This window comes from Streptomyces sp. SudanB52_2052, assembly GCF_964272415.1.
GTDB classification, from domain to species: Bacteria; Actinomycetota; Actinomycetes; order Streptomycetales; family Streptomycetaceae; genus Streptomyces; species Streptomyces olindensis.
The window spans coordinates 4,954,696-4,970,534 of record NZ_OZ186796.1; the positions used below are offsets into that span (position 1 = coordinate 4,954,696).

17 protein-coding genes and 1 pseudogene are annotated in these 15,839 nt (G+C 73.1%); 9 read left to right on the forward strand and 9 right to left on the reverse strand.

What is annotated here, in order from left to right; translation table 11 throughout:
* Positions 1–35 precede the first annotated feature (35 nt).
* Together ACSUPV_RS22020 and ACSUPV_RS22025 are read left to right on the forward strand one after the other, a co-directional pair.
* Positions 36–2,051, forward strand: a complete 2,016-nt coding sequence (locus ACSUPV_RS22020) for a HelD family protein (protein WP_436948289.1) — start codon at positions 36–38, stop codon at positions 2,049–2,051.
* 24 nt (positions 2,052–2,075) lie between these two features.
* Positions 2,076–2,708 carry an RraA family protein gene (locus ACSUPV_RS22025; protein WP_436948291.1) on the forward strand — a complete coding sequence of 211 codons (633 nt, stop codon included), beginning with the start codon at positions 2,076–2,078 and terminating at the stop codon, positions 2,706–2,708.
* Positions 2,709–2,740: 32 nt separating this feature from the next.
* Here the strand turns inward: ACSUPV_RS22025 and ACSUPV_RS22030 are convergent, their stop codons facing one another.
* Entirely contained in the window at positions 2,741–3,670 is a 930-nt protein-coding gene (locus tag ACSUPV_RS22030) for an NAD(P)-dependent oxidoreductase (RefSeq protein ID WP_436948293.1), read from the reverse strand.
* Positions 3,671–3,755: 85 nt separating this feature from the next.
* On the opposite strand from ACSUPV_RS22030, the gene ACSUPV_RS22035 reads away from it, so the two are divergent.
* Positions 3,756–4,106 (forward strand): winged helix-turn-helix transcriptional regulator, encoded by a 351-nt coding sequence (locus ACSUPV_RS22035; protein ID WP_031113826.1) that lies wholly within the window; start codon positions 3,756–3,758, stop codon positions 4,104–4,106.
* Positions 4,107–4,261: 155 nt separating this feature from the next.
* On the opposite strand, the gene ACSUPV_RS22040 is transcribed toward ACSUPV_RS22035, so the two are convergent.
* From ACSUPV_RS22040 to ACSUPV_RS22050, 3 genes are all read right to left on the reverse strand, one after another.
* Positions 4,262–5,443 (reverse strand): GDSL-type esterase/lipase family protein, encoded by a 1,182-nt coding sequence (locus tag ACSUPV_RS22040; RefSeq protein WP_359789722.1) that lies wholly within the window; start codon positions 5,441–5,443, stop codon positions 4,262–4,264.
* 4 nt (positions 5,444–5,447) lie between these two features.
* Positions 5,448–6,035 (reverse strand): TetR/AcrR family transcriptional regulator, encoded by a 588-nt coding sequence (locus ACSUPV_RS22045; RefSeq protein ID WP_031113823.1) that lies wholly within the window; start codon positions 6,033–6,035, stop codon positions 5,448–5,450.
* A 69-nt stretch (positions 6,036–6,104) separates the two neighbouring features.
* Complete coding sequence (locus tag ACSUPV_RS22050) at positions 6,105–6,626, reverse strand: hypothetical protein (protein WP_031113822.1); 522 nt, start codon at positions 6,624–6,626, stop codon at positions 6,105–6,107.
* A gap of 191 nt (positions 6,627–6,817) precedes the next feature.
* Between ACSUPV_RS22050 and ACSUPV_RS22055 the strand changes: the two genes are divergently transcribed.
* Complete coding sequence (locus ACSUPV_RS22055) at positions 6,818–7,465, forward strand: class I SAM-dependent methyltransferase (protein ID WP_037759364.1); 648 nt, start codon at positions 6,818–6,820, stop codon at positions 7,463–7,465.
* Positions 7,466–7,490: 25 nt separating this feature from the next.
* Here the strand turns inward: ACSUPV_RS22055 and ACSUPV_RS22060 are convergent, their stop codons facing one another.
* Positions 7,491–8,144, reverse strand: a complete 654-nt coding sequence (locus ACSUPV_RS22060; RefSeq protein ID WP_436949925.1) for a hypothetical protein — start codon at positions 8,142–8,144, stop codon at positions 7,491–7,493.
* Between the two features lie 216 nt (positions 8,145–8,360).
* Between ACSUPV_RS22060 and ACSUPV_RS22065 the strand changes: the two genes are divergently transcribed.
* Positions 8,361–8,726 carry a VOC family protein gene (locus ACSUPV_RS22065; protein WP_037759621.1) on the forward strand — a complete coding sequence of 122 codons (366 nt, stop codon included), beginning with the start codon at positions 8,361–8,363 and terminating at the stop codon, positions 8,724–8,726.
* Here the strand turns inward: ACSUPV_RS22065 and ACSUPV_RS22070 are convergent.
* A complete protein-coding gene (locus ACSUPV_RS22070) occupies positions 8,719–10,251 on the reverse strand; it encodes a VWA domain-containing protein (protein WP_037759368.1) in 1,533 nt (510 codons plus the stop codon). The genes ACSUPV_RS22065 and ACSUPV_RS22070 overlap by 8 nt on opposite strands.
* A 302-nt stretch (positions 10,252–10,553) precedes the next feature.
* Positions 10,554–11,744 carry an AAA family ATPase gene (locus tag ACSUPV_RS22075; RefSeq protein ID WP_359789725.1) on the reverse strand — a complete coding sequence of 397 codons (1,191 nt, stop codon included), beginning with the start codon at positions 11,742–11,744 and terminating at the stop codon, positions 10,554–10,556.
* 88 nt (positions 11,745–11,832) lie between these two features.
* Here ACSUPV_RS22075 and ACSUPV_RS22080 point away from each other — a divergent pair, with 88 nt between their 5' ends.
* The gene (locus tag ACSUPV_RS22080; RefSeq protein WP_436948297.1) at positions 11,833–12,699 is read left to right on the forward strand and encodes an SDR family oxidoreductase; all 867 of its coding nucleotides are present in this window, start codon (positions 11,833–11,835) and stop codon (positions 12,697–12,699) included.
* A gap of 39 nt (positions 12,700–12,738) precedes the next feature.
* Here ACSUPV_RS22080 and ACSUPV_RS22085 read toward each other — a convergent pair whose 3' ends face one another.
* Positions 12,739–13,107, reverse strand: a complete 369-nt coding sequence (locus ACSUPV_RS22085; RefSeq protein WP_382613039.1) for a winged helix-turn-helix transcriptional regulator — start codon at positions 13,105–13,107, stop codon at positions 12,739–12,741.
* 146 nt (positions 13,108–13,253) lie between these two features.
* Here ACSUPV_RS22085 and nadC point away from each other — a divergent pair.
* Positions 13,254–13,949: pseudogene (gene nadC / locus ACSUPV_RS22090) on the forward strand (carboxylating nicotinate-nucleotide diphosphorylase); the annotation flags it as partial.
* A 182-nt stretch (positions 13,950–14,131) separates the two neighbouring features.
* Positions 14,132–14,428, forward strand: a complete 297-nt coding sequence (locus tag ACSUPV_RS22095; protein WP_031113807.1) for a DUF1330 domain-containing protein — start codon at positions 14,132–14,134, stop codon at positions 14,426–14,428.
* Positions 14,429–14,526: 98 nt separating this feature from the next.
* Here the strand turns inward: ACSUPV_RS22095 and ACSUPV_RS22100 are convergent, their stop codons facing one another.
* Positions 14,527–15,000 (reverse strand): NUDIX hydrolase, encoded by a 474-nt coding sequence (locus tag ACSUPV_RS22100; protein WP_436948300.1) that lies wholly within the window; start codon positions 14,998–15,000, stop codon positions 14,527–14,529.
* A gap of 82 nt (positions 15,001–15,082) precedes the next feature.
* Between ACSUPV_RS22100 and ACSUPV_RS22105 the strand changes: the two genes are divergently transcribed.
* Positions 15,083–15,766 (forward strand): helix-turn-helix domain-containing protein, encoded by a 684-nt coding sequence (locus ACSUPV_RS22105; protein WP_359789728.1) that lies wholly within the window; start codon positions 15,083–15,085, stop codon positions 15,764–15,766.
* Positions 15,767–15,839 lie beyond the last annotated feature (73 nt).

Sequence of the window (15,839 nt, forward strand, 5' to 3'; positions counted from 1 at the left end):
TTTAACTCGGTCACGTTTTTGGTATGCTCGGTGGAATGACGTCCACCGAGCCTGTCCTTCAGCACGCCCTCGACAAGGAACGCGCCCATCACGACCGCTGCCGCGACGCCCTCACCGCGATGGTCGAGGGCGCCGGTGAACAGGTCGTCGTCGGCGAGGACGTCTCGGCGTCCGGCGCCGACGCCGAGGTCCTCGGATACCAGCTGCGCAGCAGGGCCAAGGCGCTGCGGGAACTGCCCGAGGGGCCCCTGTTCTTCGGGGCGCTGCGGGGCGAGCAGGGCGAGTTGCACATCGGGCGGCTGCGCATCTCCGAGCACCCGGCCGAGCCGCCCCTCGTCGTCGACTGGCGCGCACCCGTCTCCCGCGCCTTCTACCAGGCCTCCGCCCGGGACCCGCAGGGCGTCGCCGTACGCCGCCGGTTCGGATGGGCGCCCGGCAGCCGGGGCGACTCCGCCGACCTCACCGGCCTGGAGGACGAGCACCTCGGGCAGGGGGAGAGCCGGGCCAGCGAGATCGTCGCCCGGGAGATCGAGCGGCCGCGCGTCGGGCCCATGCGGGACATCGCCGCGACCATCCAGCCCGAGCAGGACGACCTCGTCCGAGGGGACCTCGCGCTGTCGGTGTGCGTGCAGGGCGCGCCCGGCACCGGCAAGACCGCCGTCGGCCTGCACCGGGCCGCGTACCTGCTCTACACGCACCCGCAGCGCGTCCGGCGCGGCGGCCTGCTGATCCTCGGGCCCAACCGCACCTTCCTGTCGTACATCGCGGAGGTCCTGCCGGCGCTCGGCGAGACGGGGGTGCGGCAGTCGACGCTCGCCGAGGAGATCGCCCACTGGCCGGTCCGTGCCGTGGACGACGCGTCCGCCGCCGTCGTCAAGCACGACGCCCGGATGGCCGAGGTGCTGCGGCGGGCGCTGTACGCGAGGGTGCGCCCGGAGGGGGCGGGCGAACTCGCCGTGCCGGACGGGTCGTACCGGTGGCGGATGCGGGCGGAGGAGCTGGCGCGGATCGTGCGGGACGTACGGGAGGAGGAACCGCCGTACGGGGTCGGGCGGGAGCGGGTGCGGGCGCGGATCGTGCGGTGCCTGCGCGAGCAGGCCGAGCGGCGGGCCGGGCCGCCCCCGAACTCCTGGGTGCGCCGGGTCGAGCGGGCGCGGCCGGTGACCGCGTGCCTCGACGCCGTCTGGCCCCGGGTGCGACCCGAGGAGGTCGTGGCCGAACTGCTCGGCGACGCGGCGGTGTTGGCGTCGGCGGCCGCCGGGCTGCTGGATGCCGCCGAGCAGCGGGCGCTGCTGTGGGCCGTGCCGCCGCGGTCGTGGAAGTCGGCGCGCTGGTCGGCCGCCGACCTGGTGCTGCTCGACGAGGTGGCCGGGCTGATCGAGCATCCGGAGGGGTACGGGCATGTCGTCGTCGACGAGGCGCAGGACCTGTCCCCGATGGAGTGCCGGGCCATCGCCCGCCGCGCCCCCTTCGGGTCGCTGACGGTGCTGGGCGACCTGGCGCAGGGGACGACGCCGTGGGCGGCCCGCTCGTGGCGCACGGTCCTCGCGCACCTGGGGAAGCCGGACGCGGCCGTGGTCGAGCTGACCACCGGCTTCCGGGTGCCGCGGGCGGTCGTCGGGCTGGCCAACCGGCTGCTGGAGCGGCTGGACGTCGACGTGCCGAAGGCCCGCTCGCTGCGCGGGGACGGGGAGTTGCGCATGCGGGAGGCCGCTCCGGACGCGGTGCCCGCGGCGGTCGTGGACGCCGTACGGGACGCGCTGGAGCGGGAGGGCTCGGTCGGGGTCGTCGCCGCGGACGCCGACGTCCCCCGGGTGCGGGCGGCCCTGGACGCGGCCGGCATCGCGGCGGCGGGCCCGGAGGAACTCGGCGCGCGGGTCTCCCTGGTGCCGGCGAGCGTCGTCAAGGGCCTGGAGTACGACCAGGTCGTGGCCGTCGAGCCGGCCGCGATCGCCGAGGCGGAGGAGCGGGGGCCGCACCGGCTGTACGTGGTGCTGACGCGGGCGGTGTCGCGGCTGGAGGTGGTGTACGGAAAGCCGCTGCCCTTCTGATCACGGACGATTAGGGTCCGTGTCATGGCTGACGTCGACGCGTTCACGGACATACCCACGACCACGCTGGCCGATCTGCTGGGCCGCGGCCAGGTGATGGACATCGGGATCCGGCCGTTGTGGGGGCCGGTGCCGAGGGTGGCCGGGCCGGCCTTCACCGTGCGGTGCCCGCCCGGGGACAATCTGATGCTGCACGCCGCGATCTACCGGGCCGCCCCCGGCGCGGTCATCGTCGTGGAGTCGGGCGACCTGGACCACGCCCTGGCCGGCGGCAACGTCTGTGCCGTCGCCCAGCGCCGGGGCGTCACCGCGTTCGTCGCCGACGGGCTGATCCGCGACCTCGCCGAGGTGCGGGAGGCCCGCTTCCCGGTGTTCGCCCGCGGCGTCATCCCCATCCCGGGCACCAAGTCGGCGGCGCGGCCGCTGAACGAGCGGGTGCGCTGCGGCGGTGTGTCCGTCGACCCGGGCGACGTCGTCGTGGCGGACGAGGAGGGCGTCGTGGTGGTGCCCGCCGCCCGCCGCGAGGAGACCCTGACGGCGGCCCGGGCGAAGCTGGCGAAGGAGGCCGGGGAAACCCTGGACGCCTGGGAGTCGGACCACCGCGCACGCGTCGACGCCCTCCTGGCGGGGCAGGGGTTCGAGGACGTCCAGGGCTGAACGCGCCAGGCCCCCACGCCCTCCGCCCGGTCTCACCGTCGTCCGATGACCTCCGCGATACGCAGGAAACCGTCCTCCCCGTGGCCGAGCCCGATGGTCCGGCGGGCCATGCCCTCGGCCGCGCGCATCACGCCGGCGTCGATGCCGTGCTCCTCCGAGACGTGGACGATGTGCGCCATGGACGACACGGCCGACGTCAGTGGATTGCCCTCGCCGGTGTAGGTGCCGGCGTCGGCGTCCGCGGCGGTTTCCGCGAACAGCGGCGGCAGGATCGCGCCGATGCCCTGGGCGAAGGGCGCCAGTTCGGTCGCGGAGACGCCCTCGGCGCGGGCCACCGCCAGGGCGTGCGCGTAGCCCGCCATCGCGGTCCAGAAGATGTCGAGCAGGGCGATGTCGTAGGCCGCGGCCCGGCCCGGATCCTCGCCCAGGTGGGTGTGGGAGCCGCCCAACGCCGCGCGCACGGACGCCAGTTCCTCGTAGAGGCCGGCCGGTCCGCTGTGCAGGAACACGGCGTCGGGGGTGCCGATGGTGGTGGTCGGGGTCATGATCGCGCCGTCCAGGTAGCGGACGCCGTGCGCGGCCGCCCAGGCGGCGGTGTCCCGGGCCCGGGCCGGGGTGTCGGCCGTCAGGTTCACGACCGTCCGGCCCTTGAGGGCGGTGGCGACCTCGTCCTGGCGCAGGACGGCGTCGACGGCGTCGTAGTTCACCACGCAGACGACGGTCACCTCGCTCGCGGCCACCGCCTCCGCCACCGAGGCGGCGCCCCCCGCACCGCGGTCGAGCAGCTCCCGGTCCCGGCCCGGAGTGCGGTTCCAGACCGTGGTGCGCAGGCCCGCTTCCAGCAACGCCCCGGCCAGGGCCCGGCCCATCGGGCCGAGACCGAGGACGGTGACCGTGCCGGTGCCCTCGGCGAGCGGGTGGCCGGAATGCCCCGGGGACGATGCCGTGCTGTACGTGGACACGCTGGAAACTCCTTTGGAAGCAATGACCATGGACGGACCGTGACTGTCGAGTGCGGTGACCCATGGATGACGAAGAGGGGCGAGGATGACGCGCCGGCGCCAGGATCCGAACGTCTGCGGAGTGACGGCCGCGATCGCCGTGATCGACGGCAAGTGGAAGACGGCCCTGCTGTGGCTGTTGGAGTCGGGCCCGCGCCGCCCGGGCGAACTGCGCCGACAACTGCCCGGCCTCACCGAGAAGGTGCTGACCGAGGCGTTGCGGGAGATGGCGGCGGACGGGCTGGTGCACCGGGAGGTGTACGACGTCCTGCCGCCGAAGACGGTCTATTCCCTGACCCCGTTCGGCCGCGAACTCTCCGAGGCGCTGGCCCCGTTGTCCGACTGGGGCCACCGTCGTCTGGAGAAACTGGCGGAGGCCGCCCGGCCGGCCTCCTGATGTGTACGTCACCCCCGTCCCGTCCCGCTCCGGCGCCTCCTCGGCCGCCCTGCGACAAGCTTGGCCCGGAGCGCGGGCGCTGCCCAGTACCCACAAAAAAGTGGGTGTCGGGGAGGCCGCCTACGGGGGGCACCACCCGCCCCGTTCGGCCTCGTTCAACCTCGTTCCGCGAAGGCTCCGCCCGGGCCGAAGGCCAGTTCGCCGAAGCGCTCGCCGATGTGGTGGTGGGTCGCCGCGTCCGGGTGGAGGTTGTCGGGCAGGGGGTGTTCGGCCGCGTCGGACTCGCCGTAGAGGTCGAGGCCGTCGAGGTAGTGGAGGTGGGGGTCGTCGGACGCGCGCAGGCGCACGATGCGGGAGAGTTCCTCGCGGATGACGCCGAGCGTGAGCTTCCCCGCGGCCTTCTCCGCCGGGTCGCCCAGCGCGGCGAACTTCAGCCGGCCCTCGCCGATCCCGCCGAGGTCGGGGGCTGAGGGGCCGGGCGTGTCCTCGTGGATGGCGCAGTGGACGGGGGAGACGACCAGCAGCGGGGTGTCGGGGTGTCCCTCCCGGATCGTGTCGAGGAAGCCGTGCACGGCCGGACCGAAGATCCGCAGCCGCATCGCGTCGTGGTTGACGATGTTGATGCCGATCTTCACGCTGATCAGGTCCGCCGGGGTGTCCCGCATGGCCCGCGCGGTGAACGGGTCCAGCATCATGCTGCCGCCCATACCGAGGTTGACCAGCTCCACCCCGCCGAGGGACGCGGCGACCGCGGGCCAGATGGCCGTGGGCCCGGCGGCGTCGGAGCCCTGGCTGATCGAACTGCCGTGGTGCAGCCACACCCTGCGTCCCCGGTCCGGCAGGGGCGCGACGGGCGCGTCGGTGCGCAGCGCGACCAGCTCGGTGGTCTCGTTGTGCGGCAGCCAGATCTCGACGTCCTTCTCGCCCGCCGGCAGACCGTCGAAGCGGACCGTGCCGACCGGGCCGGGCGTGAACTCCGTTTTCCACGTGACCATGTCGACCGTGAGGACGTTGCCGCCGGTCGCGGAGGCCTGACCGGCCGGACGGCCGTCCACGAGCAGGTCGTAGCGTCCGTCCGGGCGGGGCGGGGCCCCGATGTAGTCGCGTTTGGTGCGCAGCGTGTCCAGTTCCACGGCGGTCGCGGCGGTACGGAAGGCCAGGCGTACGCCGGAGGGCTGGGCCTCGGCCATGGCCAGCTGCGCGTCCGAGTTCTGCGCGCGGGCCCGGGCCGGCAGCCGGTGCGGGAGCAGGCCGTGCTCGGTGCGCTCCACGTCGAGGGCGCCGCGCAGCAGCTCCGCGGTGAGGGGGGTGGTGATCCAGTCGGGCTCGGTGTGCATGGTGTCAGCCTTGGGTCTCTGTGGGGGGCGGGGGCCAGTTGCGCAGCAGCGTGTCGAGGGCGTCGATGACGCGTACCCACGTCTCGTCGGTGTCGGGGGCGCTGTGGCTGAAGCCGCCGCCCAGCTCCAGGCTCACGTACCCGTGGAAGACGCTGCCCAGCAGCCGGACGGCGTGGGTCTGGTCCGGTTCCGTCAGGTCGTAGCCGCGCAGCAGGGCCCGGGTCATCCGCGCGTGCCGAACGCCGGCGCTCGCGGCCGCGGTTTGCGGGTCGAGCCGCAGCTGGGCGGCGGCGTAGCGGCCGGGGTGTTCCCGGGCGTAGTCGCGGTACACATTGGCGAGGGCGGCCAGCGCCTCCTTGCCGGACCGGCCGGCCAGGGCGTCGGCGGCCCGGTCGGCCATCTCCGCGAGGGCGAGCAGGGCGATCCGGGTCTTCAGGTCCTGGGAGTTCCTCACGTGCGAGTACAGGCTCGCGACCTTGACGTCGAACCGCCGGGCGAGTGCCGAGACGGTCACCTGGTCGAAGCCGACCTCGTCGGCGAGTTCCGCGCCCGCCCGGGTCAGACGCTCCGCGGTCAGGCCTACACGTGCCATACGGCTTCTCCCTTCTGCCTGAAGGGAGTGTGCCCCCGCCTAATAGTTTTAGGCAAATCTTCTGATTCTTCAGGCATCCTTGAGGACGCGCCGGGCGGCTGTCCTCAGTCGCTTGCCGCGCCTGGTCAGACCCCATGGCTTCAGGACGGAGATCACCGTCATGAAGACGTAGGCGGACAGCGAGACGACCGGCCCGAACAGCACGTCACCGGCGTCGGGCAGCGACCCGCCCGCGGCGACGGCGGTGACCGCGGCGTTCACCCCGGGGCGCAGGGCGAACACCGTGGCGGTGGTCGTCGCGAGGGTCAGCCAGAACTTCGTCCAGACCCACCGGTGCCGGGCCAGGCCCCACGCCGTGCCCAGGGACAGGAGCAGTCCGCTGAGGAGCGTGAGGAACGCGACGGGGAGCAGGAGCCAGTCGGCGAAGAGCTTCATGGCCCGCACGGAGGCCGCCACGGTCACGGCGGACCCGGTGGTGGCGGCCGTGGTCCCGAGGGCGAGCAGCCCGAGCGTGAGCCCGAGCCAGCTCGCGGAGGCGGTGACATGGACGACGAGGACGGCCCGGCGCGCCGGGCGGCTGAGTTTCGGCATCACGTTCGCCTCCGGCGTCGGCAGCACGATCGGCTTCGGGTTCTTCGGCATCTGGTTCGGCTTTGTCTGCACGCGCAACACGGTGCCGGTGCGGGGCCGCGGGGTCGTCTGACGGCGGGAGTAACCCGGCGTACTGACGTGGGCGTACGCGTGTGCCGGGCGGTGTCGGTGCCGTGGGCTAGCGTCGCGGTATGAGTGAACCTGCCCACCTCGCCGCGGTCCGGGAGTCCTACGACGCCGTCGCCGTCGACTACGCGCGGCGCGTCAAGGAACCGGTCGAGCTGGACCCGGTGTCCCGGGCCATGCTGGGCGCCTTCGCCGACCTCGTACGGTCCCGGGGGCCGGTCGCCGACCTGGGCTGCGGCCCCGGCAAGGTGACCGCGCACCTGGCCGCCCTGGGGGTGCCCGTGTTCGGCGTGGACGTGTCATCGAGGATGATCGAGCTGGCCCGGGCCGCCTACCCGGAACTCCGCTTCTCCGTCGGCTCGATGACCGCGCTGGACATCGGCGACGGCGAACTCGGCGGCATCCTGGCGTACTACGCCACCCACCACACCCCGCCGCAGTGGCTGCCGACCGTGTTCTCCGAGTTCCACCGCACCCTCGCGCCCGGGGGCGTGCTGATGCTGGCCGGCCACGTGGGCGAGGAGGAGCACCTGCGCCCCACGCACGCGTACGGCGGTCACCCGGTGTCCTACGAGTCGTACCTGCTGCCGCCGGACCGGATCGCCGAACTGCTGCACCGGGCCGGGCTGGTGGTCACGACCCGGATGGTGCAGGAACCGGAGGGCGGGTCGAAGCGGCAGGTCGGCACGTTCCTGGCGCACAGGCCGGAGTGACCGACCCCGGCGACCCGGGCGCGGTTCAGGCGGTCGGGTCGTGCAGCCACACCCGCAGTGGGCCGAGTGCCTCGAAGCCGTTGCGGAGGGCGGTCGTCAGGTCCTCGCCCGTCTCGTAACCGACCACGGGCAGGGCAGGGAAGAGCCGGTGGAGCGTGTGCAGCACGAAGGGCCAGGCGGCGTCGGGTCCGCCGTCCCGCCCGAAGACGTTGGAGACGCCGACCACATGCTCGCCGCGACGGGCCACCGCTCCGGCGACCACACGCCCACCGGCGGACCGCCCGGCCAGCACGAAGACGTCCGGGTCGGCGAGCAGCCCGGCCCGGAAGAGGTCCGCGTGGCCGGCGCCGTCGTCCCAGGCCAGCGCCCAGGCCCGCAGTGTCTGCGGGTCGCCCGCCACCTCCCACGCGAGATCCGGGGCCATGGCGGGTGGCCCGGCCGGCCGGTGGATCCACCGCGCCTCGAACAGCACCCGGAACCCTGCCGCCGTCAGATCGAGGTCGGCGAAGCTGTCCTTGACCGAGGCGCCGGGCGACGCCAGGTCGATCCGGGCCGCGAGCGCGTCCGGGTCGGCGCCCGGCTCCAGTGTCACCGCGTCGGGGTAGAGGAGCGGCGTGCGGGCCGCGGCGGCCCAGGCGTCCTCCCCGAACTCCCCGGCCACGCCGTGCGCCCGGCACATCGCCGCGCACCATTCGGCGTTGTCGCGGGCGGCTGCGCGGGCGAGGAAGCGGTGTGAAGTCGTCGTCACGAGTGCGGATCATGACCGTGCGCGCCCGGCCCGTCGAGCGATTTACCGGCCGTGGGGCGTGGGCCGGGGCCGTAGGCGGCCGCTTCTAGGGTGTGCCTCGCCAGAGTTCCCGAAACGACCGGCCCGGAAGGCGGCGTGCCCGTGCACATGAAGCTGAGCGCGATCACCCTGGACTGCCCCGACCCGCTCGCCCTGGCGGCGTTCTACCAGCAGGCCACCGGCCTGGCACCGCACCCGGAGTCGAACGCCGACTTCGCCGCCCTGGACGGCGCGGACGGGCTCACCCTCGGCTTCCAGCGGGTCGACGACCACCGCCCGCCGAGCTGGCCCGACCCGGCGGTGCCGCAGCAACTGCACTGCTGCTTCCGGGTCGTGGACCTGGACGAGACGGAGGCCCGGCTGCTGGAACTGGGCGCCGGCAAGCCGGAGCGGCAGCCGGACGAGGACAGGTGGCGGGTCCTCACGGATCCGGCCGGGCACCCCTTCTGCATCGTCGGCGGCCTGGTCAGATGAGGCGGAACAGGTCGGCGGCGGCGTGCACGTCGGCCAGGTCCTCCACACCGCGGAGGTTGTCGCACAGGGCGTCCAGGACCGAGTCGGCCTCGGCGACGCGCGGGGCGCCCACGGCCACGCCGAAGACCCGGAAGCCCAGCCGCCGCTTGGCGTCGTTCCAGCGGCGCATCCACGCCTCGGTCACCCCGCAGTCGTCGTCCGTGATCATCACGATGTCGCCGCGCCCGCGGGCGGTGTCCTCGAACTCCTCCTCCAGCAACTCCGCGGCCGCCGTCAACGGCCTCTGGTAGCTGGTGCCGCCGCCGAGGAACGTCTCCGCGAAGTCGAGGGTGTCGAGGGTCCGCGCGATGCCGGCGGGCCGGTCGGCCGGGAAGCGGAACACCTGGAGCCGGTCGGCGGCGGAGAACAGGATGCCGACGAAGTCCCGTCTCGCGTGGCGGGCCTGGTCCAGCAACGCCAGGGCACAGGCCTTGGCCCACGCCTCCCGGGTGACGCCGCCCGGACCCGCCTCGTACATGGAGTGCGAGGTGTCCACGCACGCGATGATCGCGCCCCGGCCGGTGGCCTGCTCGCCCTGGCTGTCGTAGAGCATCAGCTCACCGGCGGCGTAGCGCGCGGCGAACACCGCGCGCAGTTCGGGCGAGCCGAGGGAGGCCAGTTCGGAGGGGATGACGCGGGAGAGGTCGTCGCCGAGCGTGACGCCGACGAGTTCCCCGGTGGCGTTCTCCACCTTGCGGGCGCGCTCGCCGTCGGCCATCTGCCGGAAGCGGCCGATGAGGTCGGCCCACCGGGCGAGCCGGCCGGTGCGCAGCCGCTCGGCCAGCCGGGCGCGCTCGTCGAACGGCATCCGCTCCAGCTCGCCGGACCCGACGCCCCAGGCCCGCATCAGCGCGGTCTCGCCCCGGACGGCCTCCGCGGCCTTCGCCGCCGCCGTCCGCACGGCGGCGCGGATGCCGGGGGCCGCTGTCGCCAGGGCCTGTTCGGCGTCCTGGTGCGCCTGCCGCGCCCGGGCTTCGGCGGCCTCGGCGGCCCGGACCGCCTGCCGTACGGCGTCGGTGGCCGGGGGTGGCACGGTGCCGTCCTCGTCGGCCTCGTCGGCGGCCTGCCGCAGCGCCTCGCTCACGGCGGTCGCCGCGGCGTCGGCGTCCCGCCGGGCCTCGTGCGCCCGCCCGGCCTGCTCCCGGGCCTGGCGGGCACGGTCCAGCAGGCCGCGCAGGGCACCGGACAGGGCGAGCACGGCCAGGGCGGCGGCGTACGGGTCGCCGGCCGTCTCACGGTGCAGTTCGGCGAAGCGCGGTGACTCCACCAGGGACGTGACGATCCGGTGGTCGACGAGCCGGGCGGGGTCCATCTCGCCGGGCTCGCGCAGCCGGGGCCGGGTCTTGTAGGCGGCCAGGAACACGTCGGTGAGCAACTCCGTGGCGTGCGGGCAGCGCTCGCCCAGCTCCCCGGCCAGCTCGCGCAGTCCGGCCGACTGCGCGTAGGTGTCGCGCCAGGTGATCCGGTCGAACCGGTCCGCGACCACGACCGCGGAGTACGGCTCGGGGACGGCGGCGACCCGGCCGAGCCACGCCCCGCCCGGGCTTGTCGACTCGTCGGGTCCGTCCTGTTCCGGCTGTGTTCTGCCTGGGCGTGTCGGCTCGTCGGGTCCGTCCTGTTCCGGCTGTGTTCTGCCCGGGCTCGTCGGCTCGTCAGGTCCGAATTGTCCCGGCCATGTCCCGCCCGGGCTTGTCGGCTCGTTGAGCGCATCCCGTCCCCGACGCGTCCCGCCCGGGCCGTCCGGCTCGTCGAGGCCGTCTCGTCCGCCGCTCGGTACTCCGTCGGTGGTCACAGCCGGTCCTGAACCATGCTCGCGTCCATGCCGAGGGCCTCCGTGAGGACGCGGGCGCGGACGGCGCGCTGGCGGCCGGTGACCCGGTCGATGGCGGCGGTGGAGCGGCCGGCGCCCGCCGCCTCGGCGCGGAGCTTCTCCAGCCGCTTGCCCGCCATGGCGAGCTGGTGGTGCGCCTTCTTGATGACCCATTCGCTCAGCGCCTCGCGGGACTGCCCGGCCATCGCGTCGAGCTGGGCCTCCAGCTCCTCGATGGTGTCGGCCAGGTCGAGCGCCTCCTTGGCGTCGGGGTTGACCAGGTGCAGCACCTCGCGTTCGACGGTGGGGCGTTCCGCGGGGGAGTTCCACAGCACGTGCGTCAGCACGGACAGGTCGGCCTCGGCGACCTCCGGGCGGCCGTCGAGGTACGCGGACGCCTGGAGCAGGCCGACCGCCTGCCGCCAGCGCCGGTCGGAGGCGACGAGTTCCCTGCGGCGCAGGGCGGCCCGCAGCGTGCACACCGCGTCCACGATCGCGTCGGGGACGTCCACGGCCGGGACGGCTTCGGCCACGGCGTGCCGCAGCGCGGCGAGGTCGACGGTGGTCCGACTCCGGGCCGCTGGGCGGGTGACGGCGGAGCGGACCAGCGCGGCGAAGTTCGCGGGGTCCTCCAGATAGCCGACCTCGATCCGTACCAGCAGCCGGTCGTAGATCGCGGCGGCGTCCTCCTCGGCGGGCAGTTCGTTGCTCGCCGTGATGGCCCCGATCAGGGGGCAGCGGATCGGCTCGCCGCCGTTCTCGGGGTGGTAGATCCGCTCGTTGAGGTAGCCCAGCGTCTCGTTCAGCGCGGCCGTGGAGCACTTGAAGATCTCGTCGATGAAGGCGACGTGCGCGGTGGTGGCGCGGCCGTCGTAGACCTGGCGGTACTCGCCCCGGGCCAGCGCGGCGACGTCGATGGGGCCGAACATCCTCGTCGGAGCGGTGAACTTCGACAGCAGGATCTCCCAGTAGGACGCCCCCTCGATCCGGCCCGTCAGCTCCCGGGCCAGCTCGGACTTGGCGGTCCCGGGCGGACCGAGCACCAGCGAGTGCTGCCCGGCCAGCAGCGTCACCACCAGCGTCCGCACGACGTCGTCCCGCTCGTAGAACCGCTCCGACAACTCCGCCACGATCGCCCGCAGCCGCTCGGCGGTGTCCTGCCCGTCCATCACCGACTCCTTGACCCCAAGTGAGATTGAGGTCCTAGCGTGCCGTGTCGTGGACGTGATCACCGGCTGACTACAGGAAGAGATGACGATGATCCTCGTGACCGGCGCGACCGGGAACATCGGAAGGGCTCTGCTGGGGGAGTTGCACGAGGCCGGTGCCGCACCGGTGCGAGGCCTGACGCGTGATGCGGGACGAGCCTCGTTCGCTGGGGGGTTCGAAGCCGTCGAGGGCGATCTCGCGCGGGCGGATTCGCTGAAGGCCGCGCTGGAGGGAGCGCGCTCCCTGTTCCTGCTGTCGGGTTGGGGTGCGGAAGCGGAGGTCCTGGCGGCTGCCCGGCAGGCAGGCGTGGAGCATGTGGTGCTGGTGTCGTCGATCACGGTGCACACCCATCCCCATATGCCCGCGGCCGGCGAGAACCTGGCCGTGGAGCGGTTGCTCCAGGACAGCGGCATGGCCTGGACCATCCTGCGGCCGACGCAGTTCGCCTCGAACACCCTGTGGTGGGCGCGGTCGATCCGCGATGAGGGCGTGGTCCGAGCGCCGTACGCGGACGTCGGTCTCCCCACCATCCACCCCGCGGACATCGCGGCGGTGGCCCGTGCGGCGCTGACCGAGCCGGGCCACCAGGGGCAGACGTACGCACTGACCGGGCCGGAGCGCATCACGGTCCGACAGCAGGTCGCGGCCATCGCTGCGGCGTCGGGGCGAGAGGTGGCCTGCATCGAGATCAGCCGGGAGGAAGCCCACCGGCAGATGGCTTCCTTCATGGACGACGAGACCGCGGACGCCGTCCTCGACCTGATGGGCGGGGACGTCAATGAGGAGTTGCTGAAGGTGCGCGACACCGTTCCCCGGGTCACCGGTGCCGCGGCGAGACCGTTCCGGCAATGGGCGTCGGAGCACGGTGCCGCCTTCCGCTGGGCGACATCTGTCGCCGAACGCACGATCACCTGACCCGGCGGTCCCGCCCCGCCTCCACTCCGAGGTGGGGCGTCAGTCCGCGGAGCCCCTCTCCGGCGCCCCGTCGCCCACGGTGTCCGGAGGTGAGACGCGGCCGGCGGACTGGTCGTCGGTGTGGTCCGCCCCTTGCGGATCGATCGTGGCCGCCCAGCGTTCCGCCCAGCGGACGAGGGGGTCCAGGGCGTGGCGCGCCTCATGTCCCAGCGGGGTGAGCTCGTAGCGGCTGTCCGGTAGTTGGTGAATCACCTGGGCATCCAGGAGTTCGGTCAGGCGCTGCCGCATCACGCTGGAGGACATGTCGTCGCACCGCTTCTGCAAGGGGCGGAATCCCAGCGGACCCGCGCGAAGCTCCCACAGGATGCGCAGGCTCCACCGCCGCCCGAACAGATCGAGTGCGGCCATGAGGGGGCGGCCGGTGGTCGAGCCGCGAACAGGACGGCCAGGTCTGGGTGTTGCCATGTCGGGATGTCCGGCTCTCCAGGGTTGATGCTTCGAATTCCGACACGCTAGCATCGGTGACCGCTTCGGAAATCGAAACGGGGAGGCTGATGACCACGACCGAGTTTCCCTCGGCGGCAGCACGGGTCGCCGTCGCCGCCGCCCTGGCCGAGGACGCGTCAGGGAAGGACATCACCACCGAGTGGAGCGTTCCCGAGGACCTGGCGGCCACGGCCGAGATCCGCACCCGGCACAGCGGCATCGCCGCCGGCCTCCCCGTGGTCGCCGAGGTTTTCGCGCAGGTCGACCCCGAGGTCAAGGTCGAGCCGGCCGTCGCCGACGGCGCCCGACTGGCCGACGGCCAGGTCCTGGTGTACTTATCCGGTTCGGCGCGCAGCCTGATCACCGGGGAGCGTACGGCGCTGAACTTCCTGCAGCGCATGTGCGGCATCGCGACGCTGACCGACCGCTACGTCCAGGCTGTGGCAGGGACCAGGGCGCGCATTCTGGACACGCGCAAGACGGCGCCGGGCCTGCGCGCCCTGGACAAGTACGCGGTCACCGCCGGCGGCGGCCACAACCACCGCCTCGATCTCGCGGCGATGGTCCTGCTCAAGGAGAACCACATCGCCGCGGCGGGCGGGGTGACCGCCGCGATCGAGGCGGTCAGGCGCGGGATGGCGCGCGCCGGGCAGACCGTGGAGAGCGATGTCGAGGTGCAGACCGTCACACAGGCCGTCGAGGCCCTCGACGCCGGAGCCCACTGGATCATGCTCGACAACATGCCGGTGGCCGACATGGAGCAGGTCGTGAAGCTCCGAGCCGGGCGGGCCGACGCTTCCCGGATCCTGCTGGAGGCCTCGGGCCCACCCGTCTGGACACAGTTCTCGCCATCGCCGGGACGGGCGTCGACCTCATCTCGGTCGGGGCGTCGACACCGTCTCACTGAGTGCGTTTCTGGTGATCAATTCCAAACACAGGAGGAACCGTGGCCAAGGGCTACTGGGTCAGCGTCTACCCCACCATCACAGACCCCGAGGGGTTTGATGTCTACAACGAACTGGCCGGTCTGGCCGTCAAGGCCGCAGGCGGGCGGCTGCTCGCCGGCATCGGCAGCCGGGTCGTCGCACACGAAGCCGGAATCGCCGAGCGCGTTGTCCTGATCGAGTTCGACAGCTTCGAACAGGCGGTCGCCGCATACGAGAGTGCGGCCTACCAGAAGGCGCTGGCCGAACTCCCCGACGGCTTCGAGCGCGACTTCCGCATCATCGAAGGCCTCGACTGACGACGAGCGTCAGGCCGGTGGCATCGGCGGTGATGTCCGGCCCGGCCGCGAGCCTGCTCACGGCTCAGCCGGACCATGCCGTCGGCGTCGCCGAACATCTACCGGCTGAGGGCTTCATGGCTGTCAGGGGTGAAGCGCCACTCCAGCAGAACCGAGTCGAGCTCCGGCTCGGTCAGCCAACCGTGCCAGGCGACCTCATCGGGATCGGGGACCATGGCGTCCGGCACCACGGCTTCGTGCACGCCGAGCCAGTGAGGGCTCAAGCCGCCGCGGTTGATGAACGCGAACAGCAGGCGCGGCAGCGCGCGAATGCCCAGCTCTTCGGCCAGCTCCCGCGCGGCGGCCTGTTCATAGGACTCGCCGACCCTTGCGGCGCCACCGACCTCGACCTCATGGAGCCCGGGGAAGCGCGATGCCTGCTCCGAGCGCCGGTGGACGAGGATGCGCCCACGCTCATCACGACACACCATCACGGCGACCCGGTGCAGCCAACCCTCCCGGATGGCCTCCCGACGGCTGACCACCCCCAGCACGCGATCTCGACCGTCGACACGCTCCACCCATTCATCCACGTCGCCCACCCTGGCACGTGGCGTGGCGCACTATTGCAAGCGGGTGCTTGCAATAGTTAGCGGGGTGGGGCACTGTGGAGGCATGGCATCGCTCAACGTCGGCAATCTCGGTGACTACCTGCGCGAGCAGCGGCGCAACGCGCAGCTGTCGCTGCGGCAGCTCGCCGACGCCGCCGGGGTGTCCAATCCGTATCTGAGCCAGATCGAGCGCGGGCTGCGCAAGCCGAGCGCGGAGGTGTTGCAGCAGGTCGCCAAGGCCCTGCGGATCTCCGCCGAGACGCTGTACGTCCGGGCCGGCATCCTCGACGCCGAGCGCGACCGGGACGAGGTGGAGACGCGCGCCGTCATCCTCGCCGACCCGACGCTGCACGAGCGGCAGAAGCAGGTGCTGCTGCAGATCTACGAGTCCTTCCGCAAGGAGAACGGGTTCGGGACCGACGGCGACGGCGACCTCGCCGGCGGCTCGGGCGGCTCCGCCGTCGTCGGCATCGTCGTCGGCGACGACGCGGCGGACGCGGACGGACCCGCCCCGGACGGCGGCACCGGGATACGACGGACCCGCACGGCCGACGGCGAACCGCCCGCCGAACGCCGTACCGGCGGGAACGACGGCGGCACGCCCACCGCCCGCCGCACCCGCAAGGCCACCGGAGGCACGCCCGCCACCCGCCGCCCTCGCGGCGACGACGGCGGCACGTCCACCACCCGCCGCGCCCGCAAGGGCACCGGCGGCAGCGACACCGATCCGCAGCAGACGGCCGGCTGAGCCGGACCAGGGCACCGGCCGCCGACTGCGGATCACACAACCCTCAGCCGAACCCTCAAGCGAGACAGAATCC

Coding starts and splice junctions, on each gene's coding strand:
- ACSUPV_RS22105 (WP_359789728.1), top strand. CDS start 15,083: ATGGCATCGCTCAACGTCGGCAATCTCGGTGACTACCTGCGCGAGCAG.
- ACSUPV_RS22020 (WP_436948289.1), top strand. CDS start 36: ATGACGTCCACCGAGCCTGTCCTTCAGCACGCCCTCGACAAGGAACGC.
- ACSUPV_RS22055 (WP_037759364.1), top strand. CDS start 6,818: ATGAGTGAACCTGCCCACCTCGCCGCGGTCCGGGAGTCCTACGACGCC.
- ACSUPV_RS22040 (WP_359789722.1), bottom strand. CDS start 5,443: ATGCACACCGAGCCCGACTGGATCACCACCCCCCTCACCGCGGAGCTG.
- ACSUPV_RS22050 (WP_031113822.1), bottom strand. CDS start 6,626: ATGCCGAAACTCAGCCGCCCGGCGCGCCGGGCCGTCCTCGTCGTCCAT.
- ACSUPV_RS22085 (WP_382613039.1), bottom strand. CDS start 13,107: ATGGCCGCACTCGATCTGTTCGGGCGGCGGTGGAGCCTGCGCATCCTG.
- ACSUPV_RS22045 (WP_031113823.1), bottom strand. CDS start 6,035: ATGGCACGTGTAGGCCTGACCGCGGAGCGTCTGACCCGGGCGGGCGCG.
- ACSUPV_RS22025 (WP_436948291.1), top strand. CDS start 2,076: ATGGCTGACGTCGACGCGTTCACGGACATACCCACGACCACGCTGGCC.
- ACSUPV_RS22065 (WP_037759621.1), top strand. CDS start 8,361: ATGAAGCTGAGCGCGATCACCCTGGACTGCCCCGACCCGCTCGCCCTG.
- ACSUPV_RS22035 (WP_031113826.1), top strand. CDS start 3,756: ATGACGCGCCGGCGCCAGGATCCGAACGTCTGCGGAGTGACGGCCGCG.
- ACSUPV_RS22080 (WP_436948297.1), top strand. CDS start 11,833: ATGATCCTCGTGACCGGCGCGACCGGGAACATCGGAAGGGCTCTGCTG.
- ACSUPV_RS22075 (WP_359789725.1), bottom strand. CDS start 11,744: ATGGACGGGCAGGACACCGCCGAGCGGCTGCGGGCGATCGTGGCGGAG.
- ACSUPV_RS22060 (WP_436949925.1), bottom strand. CDS start 8,144: ATGTGCCGGGCGCACGGCGTGGCCGGGGAGTTCGGGGAGGACGCCTGG.